Here is a 23,637-nt window from a genome sequence, read left to right as displayed (position 1 = left end):
CCCGGGCGGGGTGGGCCCGCCCCTCCCCCCGCCGCGGGGCTGCGCCCGCCCCCCCCCGCTTCTCGGTGAGCTGGATGCGCTGTGCTGACACGTCACTCACGGCGGCAGCGAGCTTCTTAGACGTCAGCGACCTTGCGGCCCTTGTACTCGAGGAACAGCTCGGTGCCCTGCGAATCGGTGACGACCTTCGCCTGGTGCGGACGGCTGTAGACGACCTTGCCGTTCTCCACCGTGGTGGTCAGCGTGATGGGCGCCGCCTTCCACTGGGCACGACGCGAACGGGTGTTGGAGCGGGAGACCTTCCGCTTCGGGGGGTTACCTGCCATGGCTTGCTCTCTTCTGTGTTCTCGGCGTCGGATTCCGCTAGTTGCGCGGCTCTTCGTCGTCGTGGTCTGGGGTGAATTGCTGGAGCGCAGCCCAGCGAGAATCGAGGGGCGTACGCTGCTCTGTCCCGGTGCTCACGGCCAGCCGCTCGCCCGTAGCCGGATCGAGGCCGGGGCAATCCGGCTGACACACCGGTTGAAACGGAAGCGCCAATACAGTCGCGTCCCTGACGAGAGTTTCAAGATCCACGTGGTCGTCTTGAACCTCGAAGTCAGTTGCTTCCATCTCAGGATACGCGAAAAGCTCCTGGAACTCGACTTCGACGGGCTCGACGATGTCGGTCAGGCATCGCCCGCACACTCCGACGTACTCGGTGTCGATGCGACCGGTCGCGAGAATGCCCTCGTGGACCGACTCGAGGCGCACATCGACGAGGACGGATTCGCCTTCGGGGACGCTCACCAGACCCTCGCCCCACTTCTGCGGGGCGGGCACGTCGAGGGTGAACTCGCGCATCTCGCCGGGGTGATGGACGATGTCGCGCGCGGGGACGACGAAGGGGCCGGAACGGTGCTTTCTCACGGTCGTCAATGCTACCGGGGTACGGGTGGGCGACGGCTGAATGCGAGGCACCGGCCGGATGCGGCTCAGATGTCCCGTGCGCCGGTGTCCAGGAATCGGGCCACCGCGGGCGGAACGAACGGCGAAACGTCGCCCCCGAGAGCGGCGACCTGACGCACCAGCGAGCTCGAGACCAGGGCATGCGCGGGATCAGGAAGCAGGAACACGGTCTCCACATGCGCGAGATGGCGGTTCACGATCGCCATCGGCGTCTCGTAGGCGACATCGATCTGCGACCGGATGCCCTTCACCAGCACCCCGGCGCCCACGTCGGTCGCGTAATCCACCAGCAGCCCCATGCTCCACGATGCGACGGTCACCTCGCCCTGGACGTCATCCTCCGCGATGGACTGCTCGAGCAGGCTCAGACGCTGGGCGATCGGAAGCATCGCCTCTTTGCCCGGGTTGTGCACGACCAGCACGTGCAGCTGGTCGTAGAGCGCCGCGGCGCGGCGGATGACATCCAGGTGACCCAGCGTCGGCGGGTCGAAGGATCCGGGGACGACGGCGATCCGACTGCTCATGGGACGAGCCTATCGGCGGGCGGGGAGAGTGCTCGGCCACGACGGGCCCGGACCGGCGCCGCGTCAGTTCTTCGCCAGCGCCGCGCGCTCCTCCATGCCCAGTCGACGCTCCAGCGCCCCCGTAAGACCGGGGTGCGCTTTCAGTGCCGGATCCTCCTCGAGCACGAGCTCGGCGGCCACACGAGCCTCCGCGATGAGGTCGGCATCCGTCACGACCCGCAACAGCCGCAGCGACGAGCGTGCACCGGACTGCGCGTCGCCGAGCACGTCGCCCTCCCCGCGGAGGTCCAGGTCGACCTCGGCCAGGGCGAAGCCGTCGAGGGTGCTCGCCACCGCTTCCACGCGCTCGCGCGCCGGTGTGCCGGTGGGTGCCTCGGTCACGAGCAGACACAGTCCTGCGATCGCGCCGCGGCCCACCCGGCCGCGCAGCTGATGCAGCTGGGACACGCCGAACCGGTCGGCCTCCAGGATCACCATGGTGGACGCGTTCGCGACGTCCACCCCGACCTCGACGACGGTCGTGGCCACCAGCACGTCGATCTCGCCGCGGGCGAACGCCTGCATGATCGCGTCCTTCTCATCCGCGGGCAGCTTGCCGTGCAGCGCGGCGACCCGCAGCTGCGCGAACGCCGGATGCCGGGACAGCAGGTCCACGACCTGCGCCACGCCCCACCGGGTCCGGGGCGCCTCGCCGACGACCACGGCGACCGGCTCATCGGCCGTGTCGTCCTTGACCGATGTCTCCGCGTCGATGGCCGCGCACACCACGAACGCCTGATGCCCCTGCGAGACCTCCTCGGCGATGCGATCCCACACCCGGGCGAACCAGCCCGGCTTCTCGGCGAGCGGTGCCACGAACGTCTGGATGCCGGCGCGGCCCTCCGGCATCGTGCGGATGGTGGAGACGTCCAGGTCCCCGAAGACGGTCATCGCCACGGTGCGGGGAATGGGCGTGGCCGTCAGCACGAGCGCGTGCGGGGCAGCGCCCTTCGCGCGCAGCGACTCGCGCTGCTCGACGCCGAAGCGGTGCTGCTCGTCCACGACGACCAGACCCAGGTCGGCGAAGGTGGTGGACTCGCTCAGCAGCGCATGGGTCCCGATGACGATGCGCGCCTGACCCGACGCGGTCCGCAGTGCGGCCCTGCGGCGTTCGGCAGCGGGCATCTGGCCGGTCAGCAGCGTCGGCATGAGCTCCGGCGCGAGCTTCGGACCCAGCATCCGCGCGATGGAGCGCAGATGCTGGCCGGCGAGGACCTCCGTCGGCGCGATCAGTGCCGACTGCCCGCCGTTTTCGGCGACCTGGAGCATCGCCCGCAGCGCGACGAGCGTCTTGCCGGATCCGACCTCGCCCTGCACCAGGCGGTTCATCGGCCAGGCGCCGACTAGGTCTGAGGCGATCTGATCGCCGACGGACACCTGGTCGGGCGTGCGGAGGAAGGGCAGCGACGCGTCGAATTCCGCCAGCAGTCTGCCCGGCGGGCGGCGGGTCGCCGACAGGGCGCGCACGGACTGCCGCTGCTGCAGGAGCGCGACCTGCAGGACGAAGGCCTCGTGCATGCGCAGGGTGCTGCGGGCCTGATCGACCTGCTCTTCGGATTCCGGGCGGTGGATGCGCTCCAGCGCCGTGCGCGCATCCAGCAGGCCGTCCCGCCGCCGCAGGTCATCGGACAGCGGATCGGGGACGGGTCCGAGACCGTCCAGGACGAGATCGATGATCTTCCTCAGCTGCCAGCTCGCGATACTGCCGGTGGCAGGGTAGATCGGGATGGGGAGGTTCGCGTTGGCCTCGGCGGTGAGCCGTGCGGTCTCCTCGTCGTCGAACAGCTCGTAGTCCGGGTGTGCGAGCTGCTTGGCACCGCGGTACTCCCCCACCTTCCCGGCGAAGACGCCCCGGCGTCCGGGCTGCAGGTCCTTCAGCCGCCAGGACTGGTTGAAGAAGGTCAGGGACAGCTCGCCCTGGCCGTCGCTGATGACGACCTCCAGCAGGGAGCCCTTGCGGTTCTGCATCCGTCGTTCGCCGGCCCGACGCACCTCCGCCACGATGGTGACCGGCTCCCCGACCGGAAGCGAGGAGATCGGGGTCAGCTCGCCGCGCCGCGCATAGCGTCGCGGGTAGTGCGCGAGCAGGTCCCCGACGGTGTGCATGCCGAACGCCTTCGCCAGCGCGGTCGCCGTCTTGCCGCCCACGGCGCCGTCCAGGCGCGATTCCAGGGCGAAGGCGGGCATCCTCCGAGTCTAGGCAGGAGGACCGACCACGCGTCGCGCGGGCTGCTGGGCCGCGTCCTCAGCTCCAGATCTGCGACGCGATGTCGGAGAGGAAGGCGTTGCCGTCGCGCTGGTAGGTCTCCAGGTACACCCACACGTCGTCGCGGGCGACCACCGTCTGCTGCACGCCGGCCATGTCGGCCGGTTCGATGTAGCAGTACGCGGCACCGAAGTCATCCGCCACTCCGCACGTCCAGCCCTCGGCCGGCAGCGCATCCGCCGCGGCGGAGACCGCGGCCGCGTCGGCGGTGCTGATCAGCAGCAGGACGCCGGCGACCTCGTCGAGGATCCAGTCGCAGCCCAGCGCGAGCTGAGCGTTCTGCGGCGCCTCGCGCTCGAAGCCCGTGCCGTCGCTCTGCAGGGTCATGTCGCCCACCGTGTCCTGGCGGGACATGTCCGTGCCGAGGGTGGTGCAGTCGGTGGGGAGGTTCGCCGGTGCGACGGTCGGGGCAGCCGGCTCGGTGGGGGTCGGCTCGGGCTCGGCGGTCTGCGTCGGCGTCGGTGCGGACGTCGGCGAGGCGGTGGGTGTGGCCGACCCGCCCGCGCAGGCGCTCAGCGTCACGGCGAGGACGCCCGCGAGCACGAAGGTGGACAGGGCAAGCGGGCTCGTTCGGCGCATCGTCGGATTCCGAATCTTTCAGGTGGGCTGGTGAACCTGAGCATAGGCGTCGCTCGCGCGTGCGCCCGGCCGGCGCGGCTATCGTGTTCGTGTGACACGGATCATCGCGGGACGCGCTGGGTCGATTCCGCTCGATGTTCCCGATGCGGGCACCCGCCCGACCAGCGACCGCGTCCGCGAGTCGCTGTTCGGCGCGTTGGAGTCGGCGGACGCGCTGCGCGGCGCGGCGGTGCTGGACCTGTACGCGGGCTCCGGAGCGCTGGGCCTGGAGGCGATCAGCCGGGGCGCGGCATCCGCAGATCTGGTCGAGAAGTCGCCGCGCGCCGCCGTGATCGTGGAGCGCAACGCGGCCAAGGTCGCCCGCTCGGTGGGACGGGATGCCGCGATCCGCGTGCATCGCGGCACCGTGTCCGCGTTTCTGGGCGGCCGGCGTGGTCCGTTCGACCTGGTGTTCATCGATCCGCCTTACGACCTCCGCGAGAGCGAGTTGACCGAGTCCCTCGCGCTGCTGGTCCCCGCACTGGCCGAGGACGCATGGGTCATCGTCGAGCGGGCCGCTCGTTCGCCCCGGCCGACGCTGCCGGCCGGGCTTCAGCACGTCCGCGACAAGAGGTACGGAGACACCGTGCTGTGGTGGATCGGCTCGGCGAACGGCTAGCGCTCACCCTCCGTGCGCGTCCCAATCCCGGTACGGATCCCATCCGCCCGGCCCGGCGTAGGCGGAGCCGTCGATGAGCAGCGGCGCAGCGGAGGCGTCTGGGACGTGCTCCAGTACGCGGCCGATGGGGCGGAACGGCCCCAGGTCGGCGCCGGCCGGGAACGTCGCGAGCAGGGCGTGGTCCTCGCCGCCCTCCAGCGCTCCGGCCACGTCCGCACCGAGCGCGGAGCTGCGGATCTCCAGGACGACGCCGGAGGCCCTCGCCATCCGCGTCGCATCCAGGGCCAGACCGTCGGAGACGTCCATCATCGCGGTCGCCCCTGCCGCGGCGGCCAGGACGCCGTCTGCGATGGGCGGGCGCGGCTGCAGCTGGCGGGCCACGGCCTCCGCGTCGGAGGCCGACAACGCCGCGGCATCCACGGCGATCGGGTCCCCGAGGCCGTCGGTGAACCGGCGGAACAGGACATCCAGACCGCGCCTGGCGACTCCGAGATCGCCGCGGACGGCGATGACGTCCCCGGGACGTGCACCGGAGCGGAGCACCGGTGGCCGGTTCTCCAGCACGCCGAGCGCGGTGACGGCGATCAGCAGCGTCGGGGACACCGTGAGGTCGCCGCCGACGATTTCGCAGCCCGGCGCGAGAGCCTCGCACGCGGCACGCAGGCCGTCCGCGAACTGCTCCACGAACGACAGCCGGGTATCGCCGGGCATGGCCAGCGCAACCAGCAGCGCGGTCGGCCGCGCACCCATCGCGGCGATGTCGGCGAGGTTGACCGCCGCGGCCTTCCAGCCGAGGTCGTAGCCGGTGGACCAGGCCAGCCGGAAGTCGGGTCCGTGCACCAGCGTGTCGGTGGTCGCGACCACCCGGCCGTCCGGGGCGGCGAGCACGGCCGCATCGTCACCGGGTCCGACCAGCGCCGAGGTGGGACCGAGCCGCGCCAGGATGGCACGGAGGATGTCGCCTTCGGACAGGTCTCGCACGGTCGGTTCGGCGGAAGGCGCGGTCACCCTCCCACGGTAGCGCTGGGTAGCCTGGAGTGATGTCCCGCCGACCCGCCGCCGCTTCCGCCGTCCTGCTCATCGCGGGCGTCCTGGCGCTGTCCGGGTGCACCTCGACGGTGTCGCTGCAGCCCGCCGCGGACGCGGACGACCCGGCCTGCGCAGACGTCACCGTGCGGCTTCCTGCACTGGTGGACGGCGAAGAGCGGCGCTGGACCGACGCCCAGGCGACCGGGGCCTGGGGGGATCCGGCATCCGTCATCCTGACCTGCGGCGTGACCCCGCCCGGTCCGACGACACTGCCCTGCCAGAGCGTGAACGGCGTCGACTGGATCATCGATGAATCCGAGGCACCGCGTTATCGGGTCACCACGTTCGGCCGCACGCCCGCCGTCGAGGTGTATCTGGACAACGACCTGGTCTCCAGTGCCGCGGTGCTGGACACGCTCTCGCGTGTCGTCTCGGTCCTGCCCGCCGACGGTTCGGCCTGCACGGATGCCGGGACCACGCCCTAGCAGCCGGTTCCCCGGGATTCGGGGTTACTGCGCAGGACGATCCAGGGCCGTGTCGATCAGCTCGGAGATCAGCTCCGCATAGGTCATGCCCGAGGCGATCCAGCACTTCGGGAACATCGAGATGGGCGTGAACCCGGGCATCGTGTTCAGCTCGTTGACGTAGAGGGCGTCGGCGGTGAGGAAGAAGTCCACGCGCGCCAGCCCGCGGCCGTCCACGGCGTGGAACGCGCGGATGCCGAGATCCTGCACCGCGGCGATCTCGGCGTCGCTGAGATCGGCCGGGCACACCACATCGGCCCCGTCGCCCCCGAGGTATTTGCCCTCGAAGTCGTAGAACTCCCGCGTCGTCAGCACGATCTCGCCGGGCAGGGACGCGCGTGCGCCCGCTCCCCCGCGGCCCTCCAGGATGGCCACCTCGACCTCGCGTCCGACGATGGCCGCCTCGATCAGCACCTTCTCGTCCTCGGCGAAGGCCAGCACCAGCGCCGCCTCGAGCTCTCCGGCGTCGGACACCTTCGACACGCCGACGCTCGATCCGCCGCGCGCGGGCTTGACGAACACCGGCAGGCCCAGCGCCGCGGCATCCGCGCGCACACGCGTCTCGTCGCGTTCCCAGCCGGCCCGCGTGACCGTGACCCACGGCGCGACCGGGACGCCGGCGGCCTGCAGGACGACCTTCATGAAGTGCTTGTCCATGCACAGCGCTGAATCCAGGACACCGCCGCCCGCGTACGGGATGCCGAGCATGTCGAGGAATCCCTGCACGGTGCCGTCCTCGCCGTGCACGCCGTGCAGGATCGGCAGCACCACATCCACGGCGCCGAGCTCGTCCACGGCGCCGTCCGCACGCCGCACCCGCAGCGATCGGTCGCCGCCGCCCTCCGGCCACAGGATGCGGGTGCCGTTGTCGACCACTTCGGGAAGCCGGTCGGCGTCCAGCGCGAACTTGTCGGGGTCGTCGTCCTCAAGGACGAACACGCCCTCGCGGGTGATCCCCACCGGGATCACCCGGTAGAGGTCACGACTGATCGCGTGAAGGACGCCGCCCGCTGTTGCGGAACTGATCGAGTGTTCGCTGGAGCGACCTCCAAAGAGCACCACCACCGCCGGCCTGTCCATTCTGCGTCCTCTCGCCCTGGGGCTGATCCTCGTCCGTCGTGAGATGCGGTGCGATCTCACGGGGATTCATCGTTCCATCCAGCACCCTCTTGACCTGCTCCGCGATCGGCATCTGGATGCCGGACTCGCGGGCCAGCTGGAGTATGGGTGCGACCGAAGCGAGCCCTTCGGCGGTCTGGTCCATCTGCTTGACGACGTCCTGGAAGCTGTAGCCCTGCCCCAGCAGCCGCCCGGCGGTGTTGTTGCGGCTGAGCGGCGACTGGCACGTCGCGATCAGGTCGCCCAGGCCGGCGAGGCCCTGCAGCGTCTCCACCTGGGCCCCCTGAGCGACCGCGAAGTCGGTCATCTCCACCAGTCCGCGCGTGATGATCGAGGCCTTGGTGTTCTCGCCGTACCCCACGCCGTCCACGATGCCGATCGCCACCGCGATCAGGTTCTTCAGCACGCCGCCGAACTCCGTGCCGATGACGTCGGTGTTCACGAAGGTGCGGAAGTAGCGGTTACGGGCGCGGCGGGCCACAGCATCCGCGGTCTCCTGGCTGGTCGAGGAGATGACCGCCGCGGTGGGCTGTTCACGCGCGATCTCGAGCGCCAGGTTGGGGCCGGAGGCCACCGCGATGCGCGCGGGGTCGCAGTGCAGCTCCTGCTCGATGACCTGGCTCATCCGCAGTCCGCTGCGCCGCTCCACGCCCTTCATGAGCGACACGATCGGCGCATCCGTGCTGGTCACCAGCGCGCGTACGGCTTTCAGATTCTGCCGCAGTGCCTGGCTGGGTATGGACAGATACACCTGCGTGGCGCCCTCGAGCGCCTCGGACAGGTGGTGCGTGGCGGACATCTCGCGCGGAAGGTTGATTCCGGGCAGGTACTGGCTGTTGCGCTTGGCCTCGTTGATCTCGTGCGCCAACTCCGGACGACGCGCCCACATCGTCACGTGGGCACCGCCGTCGGCGAGGACTTTGCCGAACGTCGTGCCCCAACTGCCGGCGCCGATCACTGCGACGCGGGGCAGCCCGGCATCCTGCCTACGACTCAAGGCGACCCGTCTCCCTCTGCCCGTGCTCGGCAGGATTCCAGCGCTTGGCCGGCGCGGGCTCGCCGCGCAGCTGTGACTGCAGCGCCGCGATGGCGTTCATCAGCCGGTCGGTCGCGGCGGTCAGCACAGCAGGCTGGGCCGGCGCCGCGGCCAAGTCGGACAGGTCGACGGGGTCGCCGATGATCACGCGGACCCGGCGGCGCAGTGGCCAGAGGCTGAGCTTCCCGTAGCGCGGCAGGATCTCCTGCGCTCCCCAGTGGGCCATCGGGATCAGCGGGATGCCGTCGGCCAGGGCCAGGCGGGCCGCGCCGGTCTTGCCGCGCATGGGCCACAGGTCCGGGTCGCGCGTGAGGGTGCCTTCGGGGTAGACGATGACGCCTGCGCCGTTGCCCACCAGCTGCTCGGAAGCCGCGATGGTCGCACGTGCGGCCGCCGCCGACGAGGAGCGTGCCACCGGGACCATGCCCGTGGCACGCAAAGCCCATCCGAGGACGGGAACCTTGAACAGGCTCTCCTTGACCATGAAGCGGGGACCGCGACCCAGCCGCCAGACCGCGACCGCGACGATCAGCGGGTCGAACTCCGTCGAATGACTCGGGGCGAGCACGTAAGGGCCCTGGCGCGGCAGTTTGTGGCCGTCGATGATCTCGATCCGCGCCAGAAGGCTGACCAGCGGAACCACGATGGCCGACAGCGGCCAGAACACGCTGGGTCGCGACGCCTCCGTGGACGTGCGCGACCTGGGCGAGGAGGGTGTCACGCGCTATCCGATGACGTCGAAGTCAGCGCCGAGGGCGTCGAGCTTGAGGAACAGCTTCTCGTACCCGCGGCGGATGATCCCGACGTTGCGCACCACCGACTCGCCCTCCGCGGCCAGCGCCGCGATCAGATAGCTGTATCCGCCGCGCAGATCCGGCACGATCACGTCTGCGCCGTGCAGCGGCGTGGGACCGGTGATGACGGCGGCCTGCTCGAGTGCTCGACGGGGCACGCGCCGGTCGGGGCTGTCGATCCCCTCCGGGTGCACCACGATGTCGGCGCCCATCTGAACCAGCGCCTCGGTGAAGCCGAGGCGGTTCTCGTACACGGTCTCGTGGACCACAGAGCGTCCCTCGGCCTGGGTGAGGGCGACGATCAGCGGCTGCTGCCAGTCCGTCATGAACCCGGGGTGCACGTCCGTCTCGACCATGACGGGCTTGAGCGGTCCGCCGCGGCGGAAGCGGATCCCGTCCTCGTGGACGTCGAACTCGCCACCGGCCTTGCGGTAGACGTTCAGGAACGTGAGCATCTCCTGCTGCTTGGCTCCGCCGACGAAGATGTCGCCGTCGGTGGCCAGCGCCGCGCAGGCCCACGAGGCGGCTTCGTTCCGGTCGAAGATGCAGCGGTGGTCGTACCCGCGCAGCGTATCGACCCCTTCGATCAGGATGACGCGGTTGGGCTCATACGAGATGATCGCGCCCATCTTCTGCAGCACGGCGATGAGGTCCATGATCTCGGGCTCGATCGCCGCACCGCGCAGTTCGGTCACGCCTTTGGCCTTCACCGCGGTCAACAGGACCTGCTCGGTGGCACCGACGCTCGGATACGGCAGCGAGATCTTCGCTCCGGTCAGCCCGTTCGGTGCCGTGATGCGGATGCCCTCGTACGTCTTGTCGACGATGGCGCCGAACGCGCGCAGCGCGTCCATGTGGAAGTTGATGGGCCGATCCCCGATGCGGCAGCCGCCCAGGTCCGGGATCAGCGCTTCGCCGAGCAGGTGCAGCAGCGGCCCGCAGAACAGGATCGGGATCCGGGATGCTCCGGCGTGAGCGTCGATCTCCTCGAAGTGTGCAGACACGGCGCCGCTCGGGTCGAAGACCAGCGAGCCCTCCTCGTCACCGTCCACGACGGTCACGCCGTGCACTTCGAGAAGGGAACGGACGACCTGAACGTCGCTGATGTCGGGGACGTCACGCAGCACGCTCGTGGTCTCACCGAGCAGGGCTGCCACCATCGCCTTGGTCGCCAGGTTCTTCGCGCCCTTCACCTCCACACGTCCGCTGAGTGGGCGGCCGCCGCGGATGGCGAGCGTCTCACCGGACAACTCCTGCTCCCCCGCCTTCGATTCTGCTGCGTCGCCTAGGAGCGTCTTCATCCGGTGGAACCTCACTTGTGTCTTCGAGGGAACAGCTGCCGACGATCCACCCTTGTGGGGCGGGCCGTCCAAGCCTTCGGGACCGTCTGAACTCAAGGAACAGGCAGTGTCCTGGGGCGCCACGCCTCTCGGCGAGCCTCGAACTGCGCGATCTTGTCTTCATTGCGCAGCGTGAGCCCGATGTCGTCGAGCCCTTCGAGAAGCCGCCACCTAGTGTAATCATCGATGTCGAAAGGAACCCGGAGATCACCGATCGACGCCTCGCGCGCCTGCAGGTCGACGGTCATCCGGATGCCGGGCTCGGCGTCGATCGCCGCCCAGATCCGCTCGAGGTCAGGCTCGGTGATGACCCCGGTCAGCAGCCCCTGCTTGCCCGCGTTGCCGCGGAAGATGTCGGCGAACTTGGGGCTCAGCACGACGTGGAAGCCGAAGTCGCGCAGCGCCCAGACCGCGTGCTCGCGGCTGGATCCGGTGCCGAAGTCGGGACCGGCCACCAGCACGCTGGCGCCCTGGAAAACCGGCTGGTTGAGCACGAAGTCGGGGTCCTGTCGCCAGGCCGCGAACAGCGCATCCTCGAAGCCGGTCTTGGTCACGCGCTTCAGGTACACCGCGGGGATGATCTGGTCCGTGTCGACGTTCGCGCGCTTCAGCGGCGCGGCGATGCCGGTGTGGGTGATGAACTTCTCCATGTCAGGCCTCTCCACCCGTCCGGTCGAGAACTCCGCCGGCGGCGGTCAGCGCCGGTTCGACGCTGTCGTAGATCGGAGTCTCCTCCAGATCGCTGGGGCTGGAGAGCGTTCCGCGCACGGCGGTAGCGGCGGCGACCAGCGGGGACACGAGGTGGGTGCGCCCACCCTTGCCCTGGCGGCCCTCGAAGTTGCGGTTGCTTGTGGACGCGCAGCGCTCGCCCGGGGCCAGCTGATCGGGGTTCATGCCCAGACACATGGAGCATCCCGCGAACCGCCACTCGGCCCCGAACTCGGTGAAGACCTTGTCCAGGCCCTCGGCTTCGGCCTCCAGTCGCACGCGCGCAGAACCCGGGACGACCATCACCCGCACGCCCTCCGCCTTCGTACGGCCGCGGATGATCGAGGCGAACGCGCGCAGGTCTTCGATGCGGCTGTTGGTGCAGGAGCCCATGAAGACCGCGTCGACCGGGACGTCCTTCAGCCGGGTGCCGGGGGTGAGCGCCATGTACTCGAGCGCGCGCTCTGCGGAGGCCCGGTCGTTGGGGTCGTCGTAGTCGGCGGGGTCGGGGACCACATCGCTCAGCGAGACGCCCTGACCGGGGTTGGTCCCCCACGTCACGAACGGCTCCAGCTCGTCGGCGTCCAGGTACACCTCGGCGTCGAAGACCGCGCCCTCGTCGGTGGGCAGGGTGCGCCAGTAGGCGACGGCATCCTCCCAGTCCTTGCCCTTCGGCGCGTGCGGACGACCTTCGAGATACGCGAACGTGGTCTCGTCAGGCGCGATCATGCCGGCGCGGGCGCCCGCCTCGATGGACATGTTGCAGATCGTCATCCGCCCCTCCATGGAGAGGGCGCGGATCGCGCTGCCGCGGTATTCCAGCACGTAGCCCTGGCCCCCGCCGGTGCCGATCTTGGCGATCACGGCCAAGATGATGTCCTTCGCGGTGACCCCCGTCTTGAGCGTGCCCTCGACGGTGATGGCCATGGTCTTGAAGGGCTTCAGCGGCAGGGTCTGGGTCGCCATGACGTGTTCGACTTCGCTCGTGCCGATGCCCAGCGCCATCGCACCGAACGCGCCGTGCGTGGAAGTGTGCGAGTCGCCGCAGACGACCGTGATGCCGGGCATCGTCAGTCCGAGCTGCGGGCCGACGACGTGCACGATGCCCTGTTCCTTGTCGCCCAGCGAGTGCAGGCGCACGCCGAATTCCTCGGCGTTGCGACGCAGCGTCTCGATCTGGGTGCGGCTGGTCAGGTCGGCGATCGGCTTGTCGATGTCCAGCGTGGGGGTGTTGTGGTCCTCGGTCGCGATGGTCAGGTCCAGCCGTCGCAGCGGCCGCCCTTCCGCACGCAGGCCATCGAAGGCCTGCGGACTGGTGACCTCGTGCACCAGGTGCAGGTCGATGTAGATCAGATCGGGTTCGCCGTTCTCGCCCTTGACCACCAGGTGGTCGTCCCACACCTTCTCGGCGAGGGTACGCGGCGAATCGGGTATGGCGGACTCGTCGGTCGAAGCAAAGCTCATGGTCTGTCGTTCTCCAAAGAAGGCGGGTCGAGGCCGTGACGAACTCCGCGGCGAGGAAGGCCCGAGAACTAGGACTCGCCGCGGCTGCTAAGGAGAAGAAGTGCCAGCCGCATCGAGCCAGAATACCACCGGCCCCGAAGCACCCGACGCCGTGGCGTGCAGACGCGCGGTCAGATCGCCCGGCGCTGCTCGATCAGCGGGCACGCGAACGGGTCCCGCTCCCCCAGTCCGACCCGGTTGATGTACCGGATCACGATCCCGTAGGACTCCAGCAGCCCGGTGACGGTGTAGGGCACCCCCTGACGGGCGCAGTACTCGCGGACGATCGGGGCGACGCGGCGCAGGTGCGGACGCGGCATCGAGGGGAACAGATGGTGTTCGATCTGGTAGTTCAGGCCCCCCATGGCCACATCTAGCGCCCAGGTGCCGCGGACGTTCCGGCTCATCAGCACCTGCCGGGTGAGGAAGTCCAGTTTCGCGTCCTTCGGCACGAGCGGCATGCCCTTGTGGTTGGGCGCGAACACCATCCCCATGTACACCCCGAACAGACCGAGCTGGACCCCGAGGAAGGCGAACGCGATGCCGGGCGAGAGCACCAGGAAGACAAGGGTCACGAACCCCACCAGGCGCAGGGTGATGAACGAGATCTCCACCCAACGCCGCTCCAGCTTCTCCTTGGAGAGGATGCGGCGCACTCCGGAGGCGTGCAGGGACAGACCCTCCAGCAGGAGGATCGGGAAGAAGAACAGCCCCTGGTGCGCCACCAGCCACTGCGCGACCGGCGGTCGAGGGGCGCGCGCCTGCTCCGAGGTGAACGCGATCACGGGCAGGTCGATATCCGGGTCGACGTCGATCTTGTTGGGGTTGGCGTGGTGGCGGTTGTGCTTGTGTCTCCACCAGCCATAGCTCATTCCGACGAAGAAGTCGCCGAGGATGAGGCTGGTCCAGTCGTTCCACTTCCCCGAGACGAAGATCTGTCGATGCGCGGCGTCGTGGCCGAGCATGGCGACCTGCGTGAACAGCACCGCGAACCCAGCGGCGGTGAACAGCTGCCACCACGTGTCGCCGATCAGGATGAAGGCGAGCACGGCGGCGGCCGTCACGAGCGGGACGGCGAGCAGCTTCGTCCAGTAGTAGCCGTAGCGGCGTCTCATCAGACCCGACGCGCGCACGGTCGCGGCGAGCTCAGTGAAGTCACTGCCTGTGGAAGCCGGGGTCCGGGGCTTGGTGGAGATTATGCCTGGGGACATAACGACCTCCTTAGGTCGTTGCTCGGCGGACACAGACTCGCCCGCTCTGCCCCGAAGCTACGCGCCGAAGCTGAACGACTCCCAGCTTGGGCTAGAGCTGGCCCTCGCCCGGGGCGGGCTGATCGACCGTCGGGGGCGTGCCCTTCTCCTCGGCGACCACCGCGGCCGCAGCGTCCCGCCCCGTAGCCCTCTTGTCCCGCGAGGAGGCGATCAGGCTCGCGATGGTTGCCACCGCCATCGAGAGCACGATCACGCCGAGCGACATCCAGGTGGAGATCTCCGGCGCCCACTCGATGTGCTCACCGCCGTTGATGAACGGCAGCTCGTTCACGTGCATGGCGTGGAAGACCAGCTTCAGGCCGATGAAGGCGAGGATGAACGCGATGCCGTAGTGCAGGTAGCGCAGCCGGTCCAGCAGGTCGCCGAGCAGGAAGTAGAGCTGTCGCAGGCCCATCAGGGCGAAGATGTTCGCGGTGAAGACGATGAACGGGCTGGTCGTGATACCGAAGATCGCCGGGATCGAGTCGATGGCGAAGAGGAGATCGGTCACGCCGATCGCGACGAAGACGATCAGCATCGGCGTGAACATCTTCTTGCCGTCCACGACGGTGCGCAGCTTCGCGCCGTCGTAGTGGTCGCTGATGTCGATCGTGCGGCGCAGCAGGCGGACGATGAAGTTCTCCTGCTTGACGTCCGAGTCGTGATCCCCCCCGGGGAACGCCTGCCGCCACGCCGTCCACACCAGGAAGGCGCCGAAGATGTAGAAGATCGGGCTGAAGTTCTCGATCACCGCCGCCCCGACCAGGATGAAGGCCCCCCGCAGGACCAGGGCGATGATGATGCCGACCATCAGGACTTCCTGCTGGTACCGCCGCGGAACGGCGAACTGGCCCATGATCAGCACGAACACGAACAGGTTGTCGATGGAGAGGCTGTACTCGGTGAGCCATCCCGCGACGAACTGCCCGGCGAACTCGCCCCCCGCGAACAACCACATCAGGCAGGCGAAGATGAGGGCGAGCACGACGTAGAACACGACCCACAGCGTCGACTCCCTGGTGGACGGGATGTGCGGTCGCTTGAGGATCAGCAGCAGGTCGGCAGCGAGGATCAGCGTCAGCACGATCAGCGAGCCGACTTCGAACCAGACGGGGAGAACGAGGTCCAATGCAGGGCCTTTCCAGAGCAGGGGGGCGGGGTCGGTCGAATCCCGAAAGTCTCTCCCCCGCGGCATCCGGTACGGAATGGCTGCGGTGCGTGCCCGGGGATGACCTCGACGGCTCCCGTGATGACGGACACGCGATGACGGGATACTCCCTCTCGCTCCGGCAACGATACAGCGTGGCGGATTCCTCCGAGGCATCTGAGACGATCCGTGCCCCCGCGACACTGTCCAGGTGAGAGACAATGAGGCTCCGCCGACGCGGGGCCGCCGGAGAAGGGATGAGGGATGCCGCAGCCGGCAGTCACGGATGACGCGGCCCTCGTGGCGCAGGCTGCGGGCGGAAGCGAGTACGCCTTCCGCGCGCTGTACCGCGCCTACGTCAGGCCGGTCTATTGGCTGGCCCATCGGCTGGTCGGCACCGCCACGGATGCCGAGGACGTCACGCAGGAGACGTTCCTGGTGGCGTGGCGCAAGCTGCCGGGCCTGGAGCTGGCCGGCGACTCCCTGCTGCCGTGGCTGGTGACGGTGTGCCGCTTCCAGGCGGCGAACCGGATCCGCACGCTCACGCGCGACCGGGAGAACACCGCGGGCGCCGCCGATGACGCCATCGCGTCGCCGGTGAACATCGAGCAGCAGATCGTCGACCGGGAGTTCGCGGAGCGGATCCTGCGCGAGGTCGACTCGCTCAGCCTCCTCGACCGCGAGATCTTCCGCCTCTGCGCCACCGAGGGCTACGCGTACCAGGCGGCCGCCGAGCAGCTCGGCGTCGAACACGGCGTGGTCCGCAATCGTCTCTCCCGCATCCGCACGCGCCTGCGGACCGTCGCCAAGGAGAGCACATGAACACCGATCAGCGTTCCGAAGCGTCCGCACCGCCGCCCGAGCTGCCCGTCCTCGCCGAGGACCGCATCGACGAGATGGAGGATGCGCTGTTCGCCGACATCGCTCGCGAGCGGTCCGCACGCCGGGCGGGCCGCAGCCGGGGATGGCTCATCGCCGGGGCCGCGGCGGCGGTCATCGTCGTGGCTGCGGTGATCGCTCCGAGCGTCGGCACGCTCGTGGGCGGTGCCGCCACGTACGAGTCCGCCGATGCGCCGGCGCCGCAGGTCCAGCCCGACCGGGGCGCGGCCGGGGTCGAGGCGGGTGAGGTGTCGGAGAGCACGAGCCTGAGCGACCTGGACGCCACGAAGCAGGCCGACGCCGCCGGCGGTCGCGACATCATCACCACGGCATCCGCCTCCGTCGAGGTGGAAGACATCGGCCGGGCCGCCGCGGCGATCGCGGATGCCGCGGAATCGCGCGACGGATACGTCGAGTCGATGAGCATCGGCCGGTCCGGACAGGTCCTCCCCGTCGAGCCCGGCGTCGTCTACGACTCGACCATGCCGTCCCCGTACCCGTCCGAGGGCGGATGGGTGACCGTGCGGGTTCCCGCGGAAGCGCTGCAGTCGCTGCTCGATCAGCTCTCCGGGGTGGGCGAGGTCACCGCGTCCACGGTCAACCGGCAGGACGTCACCGAGGCAACCCTCGACCTGGAGGCTCGCGTGGACGCGGCGCAGGCATCCGTGGACCGCCTCACCCAGCTGATGGCGCAGGCCGGCAACCTCACGGATCTGATCGCGGCCGAGTCCGCGCTGGCCGAGCGACAGGCGACGCTGGAGTCCTACCAGCAGCAGCTGAAGTACTACGACGACCAGGTCGCGCTCTCGACGCTGACCGTGACGCTGACCGAGCCCGCCGAGGCGGTCTCGGCCGATCCGGCAGGTTTCGGCGACGGCATCGCAGCCGGCTGGAACGGCCTGGTCGCCACGCTGAACGGCATCGTCCTGGCTCTGGGGTTCCTGATCCCCTGGATCGGGGTCCTCGTGGTCGCGGGGCTGATCGCGTGGGCGATCGTGGCGCTGGTGCGCCGCCGCCGGAGCCGTCGCACCGTCGCGGCGAGCGCGGGCACCCCTGCGGAGCCGGCGGAGTCGGGGCGGTCGGCCGCGGAGCACGGCACGCCGGAATGACGCATCGCCCGACCCTCGTCGTGGGAGTCCGGCCGCTCCTACACTGAGGCCATGGCGGCATCGGCATCGGCCTCGGCCTCGGCCTCGGCACAGCATCCCTTTCCGCACGATCCGATCGTCACGGCGACGCCGAATCCGGCGCTCGATGTCAGCACGTCGGTGGACCGCGTGGTTGCCGAGCACAAGTTGAGGTGCGGCCCGACGCGGCTCGATCCCGGCGGTGGCGGCGTGAACGTCTCTCGCGTCGTGCGCAATCTGGGCGGCCGCTCGGTCGCGGTGTATGCGGTCGGAGGTCCCGCCGGGCAGGCATACCGCGACCTGCTGGAGCGTGAGGGCGTCGTGGGCCGAGCCGTGCGCATCGCCGCCGGCACGCGCGAGAGCTTCACCGTGGATGAGACCGCAACCGGTCAGCAGTTCCGGTTCGTGCTGCAGGGACCCCGGATGCGCGAGCCCGAGTGGCGTGCGTTCCTGACGGCCGTCGCCGACGACATGCCCGTGGGCGGGTACATCGTGCCCAGCGGGAGCCTGCCACCCGGTGCGCCCGAGGACCTTTACGCCCGGATCGCCCGTTTGGCCGGCGAGCGCGGCACCCGGTGCATCGTGGACAGCTCGGGAGCCGCGCTGCGCGCCGCTCTGGACGAGGGCGTGTACCTGATCAAGCCCAGTCGAGGCGAGCTCGGCGAGCTCGTCGGCGCGCAGCTCGAGGACGAGCAGAGCCTCCTGAGTGCCGCGCAGGAGCTCGTGGACGCCGGCGCGTGCGAGGTGGTCGCCCTCACTCTGGGAGCGGACGGCGCCCTGCTCGTCACGGCGGACGGGGCGCTGCGGCTGCCCACGCCGAAGGTGCGCGTGCAGAGCACGGTCGGCGCCGGCGATTCCTTTCTGGGCGCTTTCGTGCTGCGGCTCGCGCAGGGCCGCGACCTTCGCTCCGCGTTCCGCGCTGCGGTGGCAGCGGGCAGTGCCACGGCGATGCTGCCCGCGACCGAACTGTGCCGTCCCGAAGACGTGGCGACGCTCGAGGCAGGACTCGAGCCGATCCCGACGGAGAACGGGTGACGTTCGTCCTGGACGAGTGAACCGGATTACGCGCGTCCTCGCCTCCAGAAGCGCCGCCCGGCACGACGTCGCGTCGCGGACTCCGCCTCCGCCGCGACGCGCCGGGCCGCGGCATCCCGCCGGTCCCTCCAGTCGCGCACCCATTCGTCGATGTCCACCGTGGGCGTGACCACCGGCGGACCCCCCAGCAGCTGGCGGCGCGCCTCGATGACGCGGTGGTTGAAGTCCGCGAGGTGCTCGCGCACCCCGGACTCGGCGTGCAGGTCGTCCAGGCGCGCCGCCAGGGTCGCGTACTCGGTGCGCAGGGTCAGGGCGGGCGGCCCCAGCCCGGTCAGCCGCTCGCGCTCGATCTTGCGCTTGATCCACCAGTCCGGATCGTGGGACGCGCCCAATCCCGGGATGGGCTTGCCAGCGCCGGGAAGATCGTCGAAGTCGCCGCGGCGGATCGCCTGTTCTATGACGACGTTGACCGCAGCGGCTCGCTGCGCCTCGGTCATGATGGCGGATTCGCCGTCCGGCTCGTCGTCCTCAGGGCGGTCCTCCCCCCGTTCCAGAGCCTCTCTGCGCAGGCGGTACCGCATTGCGGCATCCCGGCTGTCGTGCGCCACGCTCACCTCCACGTGTACCAGTCCAGGCTAAACGCGCACGGCGCCGGTGGCACGCTTCCGCGCCGGATCAGGCAGCGACCGCGCTCCAGGTCGACACGCGGGTCAGTTCTGCGATCTCGTCGGCGCTCAGTTCCACGCGCGCGCCGTCGAGCAGATCGGCGACCTGCTCGACGCGCGAGGCGCTCGCGATCGGCGCGACCACGGTCGGCTGGACGCGCAGCCACGCCAGTGCGGTCGCCGAGATCGAGACGCCGTGTGCCGTGCCCACGCTCTCCAGAGTGTCGAGGATCTGCAGGCCCTGGGCGGTGGCGTACTTCGCCGCGCCCCTGGCGCGCGGGGATGCCTGACCGGCGGCATCCGTGGACCGGTACTTTCCGGTGAGGAAGCCGCTGGCCAGCGCGGAATACGGCACCAGACCGAGACCGAACTCCTCCGCCACGGGGACGATCGACTCCTCGACCGTGTTGCGGTGCACGAGGTTGTAGTGCGGCTGAACTGCGACGGGAACGGCGCTGCCGGTCGCCTCTGCGATGCCGATCCACTCCCTGATGCGGTCGGCGCTGAAGTTGGAGACGGCGGTGTAGCGGACCAGGCCGTCGGTGACGAGCCGCCCGAAGGCGGCGACCGTCTCCTCGAGCGGCACCGAGGGGTCGTCGTAGTGCGCGTAGTAGAGGTCGATCGTGTCCACGCCCAGTCGCTGGAGCGATGCCTCCGCCGCCGCGCGCACGTTCTGGGCCGAGAGCCCCGGGAAGTCGGGATGCTTGCTGACCTTGGTGGCCACCACGATGTCGGCGGGGCGACGTGAGGCGAGCCAGGCGCCGATGATCCGCTCGCTGTCCCCACCCGAGTTCCCGGGGACCCAGGCGCTGTAGCTGTCGGCGGTGTCGATGAAATCGCCGCCGCCCGCGGCGAAGGCGTCCAGGATCGCGAAGGAGGCGTCCCGATCGGCGGTCCAGCCGAAGACGTTGCCGCCGAGGGAGAGGGGAAGGATGTCCAGGGAGCTGTTTCCGATGCGCGTCATACAGAGCCGCAACGGGTGCGGTGCGCGCCTATTCCCGATTTCCGGGAGCCGGCGGCGCCGTCGCACGAGAATCTCATTCACCGGAATGGAGTCGTCGACGGTACCGTTGCATCCGACATGCAGCGATTCGGAACCCTCTCGTTCGGACACTACGGCCCTCTGGGTGGCGGGCGGATGCTCTCGGCCGGTGACTCGCTGAAGCAGGCCATCGACCTCGCGCAGGGCATGGATGACCTGGGGGTGAACGGCACCTATTTCCGGGTGCATCACTTCGCACGGCAGCAGTCCTCCCCGATGCCGCTGCTCGCGGCGATCGCCGCTCGGACCGAGCGGATCGAGGTCGGCACAGGCGTCATCGACATGCGTTACGAGAACCCGCTGTATCTGGCCGAGGAGGCTGCGGCGGTCGACCTGATCAGCGACGGCCGGCTCGCGCTGGGCGTCAGTCGCGGCTCACCCGAGACGGTGGTGCGCGGGTACGAGGCATTCGGCTACACCGGGTCGACCGACCCGCGGGGCGCGGATCTGGCGCGCGAGCACTTTGCGACCTTCCTCCGCGCGGTCGAGGGCGACGGACTGGCCGAACGGGACTCCACCAGTCCCTTCGGCGGTGGCACCGGCCTGCAGCGCATCGAGCCCCACTCGCCGGGTCTTCGCTCGCGAATCTGGTGGGGGGCGGGCAACAGCGAGTCCGCCGCGTGGGCGGGACGCGCCGGGGTCAACCTGATGTCCTCGACCCTGCTCACCGAGGCGAGCGGACAGCCCTTCGACCAGCTGCAGGCTCAGCAGATCGACACGTTCCGCGCCGCCTGGCGAGATGCCGGCCACCCCGGTGAGCCCCGGGTCTCGGTCAGTCGGAGCATCTTCCCGCTGACCACCGCCGAGGACGAGCTGTACTTCGGCGGACGCCAGGACGGCGACCAGATCGGCGTGATCGACGGCATCCGCTCCACCTTCGGCAAGACGTATGCGGCCGCACCGGACCTGCTGGTCGAGCAGCTGCTTCAGGATGCCGCGATCCGCAGCGCCGACACGCTCATGCTCACCATTCCCAGCCAGCTGGGGGTCGAGTTCAACCTGCGGGTCATCGAGACCTTCGCCACCCACGTGGCCCCGGCACTCGGCTGGACGCCCACGCACCAGGCCGCGCGGGAACTCGACGTGTGACACGTCACCTGAGCCGCGGCGCTCATATGCCCCGCACGACCACTTTGCCCACGGTGTGCGCCGCGTCGATGTGCGCCAGCGCGGCACGGGCGTGCGCCAGCGGCCACACGCGTTCGATGTGCGGTGTGATCTCGCCCGCGGCCGCCAGGCGGGCCAGTTCCGCCGTGATCTCCGGCTTCGCGGTCGCCACGAGCGGCCGCAGGTGGCGCGAACCGAACACGGACAGCACCATCGCGCGGGCGATCACCGCGAGCGGACCGATCACCGGGCGACTGCCGCCGCTGACGAGCACAACGGTGCCGCCCGGCACGACGAGGCGGCGCAGCTGCCGCAGCGGATGATCGCCGGCGATCACCACCACGGCGTCGAAGGACGCCGCAGCAAGCTGCGAGAGGTCGGTGCGCCGGTGCTCGAGCGCGCTGCTCGCGCCGAGCGCCGTCACCATGGCAAGGGCACGCGGGCCCGCCAGCGCAGTGACCTCGGCACCCCGCAGGGCCGCCAGCTGAACGGTGAAGTGCCCCACGCCGCCGCCGGCGCCGACGATCAGCACGCGTGCCCCGCGCGCCGCAGCATCGTCGATCCCGGCCAGCGCGAGCGCTTGCCAGGCTGTGCCGCCGGCCATCGGCAGCGTGGCCGCGACCAGGTCGTCCAGGCCCTCGGGACGGCGCACGAGCCGTGCCGCGGGCACCACGACGAAGGGCGCGAGCCCGCCACCGGTGGTCTCGCCCAGCACAGCGTCGCCCACCTGCAGCGTCGTGACGGCGGCGCCTGCGCCCACGACGGTGCCGGCGATGTCGCGCCCCTGCACCGCGGCGCGGGGACGGCGCAGCCCGAATGCCAGCCGGAGGATCAGCGGGTCTCCCCGCATGACGCGGGCGTCGGCTGAGTTCAGCCCGGTCGCATGGACGCGCACCAGCACCTCGTGCGGACCCGGCGAGGGAACGGGCACGTCTTCGGGTGCGACGGCATCGGCGTCGCCGTAGCGGTGCTGGCTCCACACGGTCATCGCGGTGGGCAGGGCGGTGGTCTCGGCGCTGGCGTGGGTGGTCATGAGGTCTCCTCCTCGGGGTAGCGGAATACCGTGTCCAGGGGCGTCCGGAACACGCGCGCGATCTGGAAGGCCAGCTCCAGGGTGGGCGAGTACTTGCCCTGCTCGATGGCGATGAGCGTCTGCCGCGTCACGCCGATGCGGCGGGCGAGTTCGGCCTGTGTGAGTCCCGCGGCTTCGCGCAGGGCCCGGATGTCGTTGACCACCTTGGTGGGCTTGACCATCAGTTCAGGCCCCGGCGGTAGGCGATCACCTGTGCGATGCCGCCGATGAACGCCGACAGCGCGAACCCGAAGAACATGGTGTTGGCGATCCAGAACCAGGATGCCTCGACGGCACACAGGGTGATCACGCCCAGTCCGGCGATGACCATGAAGGCCTGACCGACGCGGGAGCCCAGGCGCGCGATGTCGCGGTCGCGGAGGTCCGCCGCGCCCACCCCGTCGGGGTCGCGCACGCCGGCGATCATGCCCCACACGATGCTGAGGACGATCGAGCCGGCGATGCTGCCGACGATCGTCCAGAGCATCACCGGCCACCACTCCACGTCGGTCAGCGGGCCGCCGGCGGCCGCCCGCAGGACGACGATGACGTATACCGTCGCCGCCACGAACGTGGCGATCAGCTGCGACCACGTGTTGCGTTCTTGATAGACCATGGGGCCCTCCTCGGAGTGTCAAGAATCTTTGACACTCCGAGTATGGGATGCCGCGGCATCCATGTCAAGAATTTTTTACATCGTGGAGAATCCGCTAGCCGCCCGCGATCTCGGGCCGCTACCCGGGCTGACCGGTGTGCTCGATGAGGTGCAGCTGGGTTCCGTCCGGATCGATCAGGTACCCCGCCCGCTGCCCCCATTCCCGCAGCGCGACCGGGATCAGCCGAGGGATCCCGGTCACCTCCTCGGGCACTCCGCTCGCTCTGACGGCGGCGTAGAGCCCGTCCAGGTCTGCGACGCGGATGCTGGCCATGAACCAGCTGGAGTAGGGATCGTGCTCGGGCGCGAGGAAGAACTCCAGCTCGACCCCGCCGCGCCGAATGATCAGCCAGCCTCCGTCCCGGTAGGAGACTGCGAACCCGAAACCGCCGTAGAAGGCGACTGTCGTATCGAAGTCGCGTGCGGGCAGATTGGGCACCGCGCGATCCGCGCTGTACGGACCTCGCGGCAGCGTGTGCCGGGTGAACTCGTCCAGCGGAGCGTGCCGGCCGTCCAGGGCGTCCCGCGCTGCGCGTACCTCGTCCGCTCCACCGGGTTCCTCGGTTGCGTCGTGGTGCGTCATGGGGCGAACCT

Annotated in this window: 26 protein-coding genes; 6 read left to right on the top strand and 20 right to left on the bottom strand. The window is 69.9% G+C overall.

The features are described from left to right. Window positions 1-116 precede the first annotated feature (116 nt). The 5 genes from rpmF to NQ152_RS09020 all read right to left on the bottom strand — a co-directional run bounded on the left by rpmF (window position 117) and on the right by NQ152_RS09020 (window position 4,353). Window positions 117-326 (bottom strand): 50S ribosomal protein L32, encoded by a 210-nt coding sequence (gene rpmF / locus NQ152_RS09040; RefSeq protein WP_028495421.1) that lies wholly within the window; start codon window positions 324-326, stop codon window positions 117-119. A 37-nt stretch (window positions 327-363) separates the two neighbouring features. Beyond that, window positions 364-840 carry a DUF177 domain-containing protein gene (locus NQ152_RS09035; protein ID WP_257502227.1) on the bottom strand — a complete coding sequence of 159 codons (477 nt, stop codon included), beginning with the start codon at window positions 838-840 and terminating at the stop codon, window positions 364-366. A gap of 131 nt (window positions 841-971) precedes the next feature. Continuing rightward, window positions 972-1,469, bottom strand: coding sequence for a pantetheine-phosphate adenylyltransferase (gene coaD, locus NQ152_RS09030; RefSeq protein ID WP_257502032.1), 498 nt, complete (start codon window positions 1,467-1,469; stop codon window positions 972-974). 63 nt (window positions 1,470-1,532) lie between these two features. Then, window positions 1,533-3,695 (bottom strand): ATP-dependent DNA helicase RecG, encoded by a 2,163-nt coding sequence (locus NQ152_RS09025; RefSeq protein WP_257523732.1) that lies wholly within the window; start codon window positions 3,693-3,695, stop codon window positions 1,533-1,535. Window positions 3,696-3,753: 58 nt separating this feature from the next. Next, on the bottom strand, window positions 3,754-4,353 hold the full coding sequence (locus NQ152_RS09020) for a hypothetical protein (RefSeq protein WP_257523731.1): 600 nt from the start codon (window positions 4,351-4,353) through the stop codon (window positions 3,754-3,756). Window positions 4,354-4,444: 91 nt separating this feature from the next. Between NQ152_RS09020 and rsmD the strand changes: the two genes are divergently transcribed. Next, window positions 4,445-5,011: a 16S rRNA (guanine(966)-N(2))-methyltransferase RsmD gene (rsmD, locus tag NQ152_RS09015; RefSeq protein WP_257502029.1), complete on the top strand. Its 567-nt coding sequence runs from the start codon at window positions 4,445-4,447 to the stop codon at window positions 5,009-5,011. Window positions 5,012-5,014: 3 nt separating this feature from the next. On the opposite strand, the gene thiL is transcribed toward rsmD, so the two are convergent. Then, the gene (gene thiL / locus NQ152_RS09010; protein WP_257523730.1) at window positions 5,015-6,019 is read right to left on the bottom strand and encodes a thiamine-phosphate kinase; all 1,005 of its coding nucleotides are present in this window, start codon (window positions 6,017-6,019) and stop codon (window positions 5,015-5,017) included. A 32-nt stretch (window positions 6,020-6,051) separates the two neighbouring features. On the opposite strand from thiL, the gene NQ152_RS09005 reads away from it, so the two are divergent. Then, on the top strand, window positions 6,052-6,525 hold the full coding sequence (locus NQ152_RS09005) for a DUF3515 domain-containing protein (RefSeq protein WP_257523729.1): 474 nt from the start codon (window positions 6,052-6,054) through the stop codon (window positions 6,523-6,525). A 24-nt stretch (window positions 6,526-6,549) separates the two neighbouring features. On the opposite strand, the gene NQ152_RS09000 is transcribed toward NQ152_RS09005, so the two are convergent. The 8 genes from NQ152_RS09000 to NQ152_RS08965 all read right to left on the bottom strand — a co-directional run bounded on the left by NQ152_RS09000 (window position 6,550) and on the right by NQ152_RS08965 (window position 15,443). Then, window positions 6,550-7,644 carry a D-alanine--D-alanine ligase family protein gene (locus NQ152_RS09000; RefSeq protein WP_257502026.1) on the bottom strand — a complete coding sequence of 365 codons (1,095 nt, stop codon included), beginning with the start codon at window positions 7,642-7,644 and terminating at the stop codon, window positions 6,550-6,552. Then, on the bottom strand, window positions 7,544-8,680 hold the full coding sequence (locus tag NQ152_RS08995) for an NAD(P)H-dependent glycerol-3-phosphate dehydrogenase (protein WP_257502025.1): 1,137 nt from the start codon (window positions 8,678-8,680) through the stop codon (window positions 7,544-7,546). The genes NQ152_RS09000 and NQ152_RS08995 overlap by 101 nt, the downstream gene beginning before the upstream one ends. Next, on the bottom strand, window positions 8,670-9,440 hold the full coding sequence (locus NQ152_RS08990) for a 1-acyl-sn-glycerol-3-phosphate acyltransferase (RefSeq protein ID WP_257502024.1): 771 nt from the start codon (window positions 9,438-9,440) through the stop codon (window positions 8,670-8,672). The genes NQ152_RS08995 and NQ152_RS08990 overlap by 11 nt, the downstream gene beginning before the upstream one ends. Before the next feature lie 3 nt (window positions 9,441-9,443). Then, window positions 9,444-10,814 (bottom strand): UDP-N-acetylglucosamine 1-carboxyvinyltransferase, encoded by a 1,371-nt coding sequence (gene murA / locus NQ152_RS08985; protein WP_257523728.1) that lies wholly within the window; start codon window positions 10,812-10,814, stop codon window positions 9,444-9,446. A gap of 92 nt (window positions 10,815-10,906) precedes the next feature. Beyond that, entirely contained in the window at window positions 10,907-11,503 is a 597-nt protein-coding gene (gene leuD / locus NQ152_RS08980) for a 3-isopropylmalate dehydratase small subunit (RefSeq protein ID WP_257502022.1), read from the bottom strand. Between the two features lies 1 nt (window position 11,504). Then, entirely contained in the window at window positions 11,505-13,025 is a 1,521-nt protein-coding gene (leuC, locus tag NQ152_RS08975) for a 3-isopropylmalate dehydratase large subunit (RefSeq protein WP_257502021.1), read from the bottom strand. A 170-nt stretch (window positions 13,026-13,195) separates the two neighbouring features. Further along, entirely contained in the window at window positions 13,196-14,275 is a 1,080-nt protein-coding gene (locus NQ152_RS08970) for an acyl-CoA desaturase (protein ID WP_257502020.1), read from the bottom strand. A gap of 91 nt (window positions 14,276-14,366) precedes the next feature. Beyond that, window positions 14,367-15,443, bottom strand: coding sequence for a TerC family protein (locus NQ152_RS08965; RefSeq protein ID WP_257502019.1), 1,077 nt, complete (start codon window positions 15,441-15,443; stop codon window positions 14,367-14,369). A 282-nt stretch (window positions 15,444-15,725) separates the two neighbouring features. Between NQ152_RS08965 and NQ152_RS08960 the strand changes: the two genes are divergently transcribed. Genes NQ152_RS08960 through NQ152_RS08950 form a run of 3 tightly spaced genes read left to right on the top strand, consistent with a single transcriptional unit; the run spans window position 15,726 to window position 18,502 of the window. Next, window positions 15,726-16,283, top strand: coding sequence for an RNA polymerase sigma factor (locus NQ152_RS08960; protein WP_257523727.1), 558 nt, complete (start codon window positions 15,726-15,728; stop codon window positions 16,281-16,283). Then, window positions 16,280-17,449, top strand: coding sequence for a DUF4349 domain-containing protein (locus NQ152_RS08955; protein ID WP_257523726.1), 1,170 nt, complete (start codon window positions 16,280-16,282; stop codon window positions 17,447-17,449). The genes NQ152_RS08960 and NQ152_RS08955 overlap by 4 nt, the downstream gene beginning before the upstream one ends. Window positions 17,450-17,500: 51 nt before the next feature. Continuing rightward, window positions 17,501-18,502, top strand: coding sequence for a 1-phosphofructokinase family hexose kinase (locus NQ152_RS08950; RefSeq protein ID WP_257523725.1), 1,002 nt, complete (start codon window positions 17,501-17,503; stop codon window positions 18,500-18,502). A gap of 26 nt (window positions 18,503-18,528) precedes the next feature. Here NQ152_RS08950 and NQ152_RS08945 read toward each other — a convergent pair whose 3' ends face one another. Continuing rightward, on the bottom strand, window positions 18,529-19,110 hold the full coding sequence (locus tag NQ152_RS08945) for a DUF1992 domain-containing protein (protein WP_257523724.1): 582 nt from the start codon (window positions 19,108-19,110) through the stop codon (window positions 18,529-18,531). A 67-nt stretch (window positions 19,111-19,177) separates the two neighbouring features. Beyond that, window positions 19,178-20,131 (bottom strand): aldo/keto reductase, encoded by a 954-nt coding sequence (locus NQ152_RS08940; protein WP_257502014.1) that lies wholly within the window; start codon window positions 20,129-20,131, stop codon window positions 19,178-19,180. A gap of 117 nt (window positions 20,132-20,248) precedes the next feature. On the opposite strand from NQ152_RS08940, the gene NQ152_RS08935 reads away from it, so the two are divergent. Further along, window positions 20,249-21,298, top strand: coding sequence for an LLM class flavin-dependent oxidoreductase (locus NQ152_RS08935; RefSeq protein ID WP_257523723.1), 1,050 nt, complete (start codon window positions 20,249-20,251; stop codon window positions 21,296-21,298). Window positions 21,299-21,320: 22 nt separating this feature from the next. On the opposite strand, the gene NQ152_RS08930 is transcribed toward NQ152_RS08935, so the two are convergent. From NQ152_RS08930 to NQ152_RS08915, 4 genes are all read right to left on the bottom strand, one after another. Further along, window positions 21,321-22,349: an NAD(P)-dependent alcohol dehydrogenase gene (locus NQ152_RS08930; protein ID WP_257523722.1), complete on the bottom strand. Its 1,029-nt coding sequence runs from the start codon at window positions 22,347-22,349 to the stop codon at window positions 21,321-21,323. Then, on the bottom strand, window positions 22,346-22,570 hold the full coding sequence (locus NQ152_RS08925; RefSeq protein ID WP_257502010.1) for a helix-turn-helix transcriptional regulator: 225 nt from the start codon (window positions 22,568-22,570) through the stop codon (window positions 22,346-22,348). Before NQ152_RS08925 ends, NQ152_RS08930 begins: the two co-directional genes overlap by 4 nt. Then, entirely contained in the window at window positions 22,570-23,004 is a 435-nt protein-coding gene (locus NQ152_RS08920) for a hypothetical protein (protein ID WP_257523721.1), read from the bottom strand. The genes NQ152_RS08925 and NQ152_RS08920 overlap by 1 nt, the downstream gene beginning before the upstream one ends. A gap of 118 nt (window positions 23,005-23,122) precedes the next feature. Further along, window positions 23,123-23,626 carry a bleomycin resistance protein gene (locus tag NQ152_RS08915; RefSeq protein ID WP_374113581.1) on the bottom strand — a complete coding sequence of 168 codons (504 nt, stop codon included), beginning with the start codon at window positions 23,624-23,626 and terminating at the stop codon, window positions 23,123-23,125. Between the last annotated feature and the right edge of the window lie 11 nt (window positions 23,627-23,637).

Source organism: Microbacterium sp. zg.B48 (genome assembly GCF_024623505.1).
GTDB lineage: Bacteria > Actinomycetota > Actinomycetes > Actinomycetales > Microbacteriaceae > Microbacterium.
The sequence above is the reverse complement of the archived record's forward strand: the minus strand, read 5'-3'. Positions and strand labels throughout refer to the sequence as shown.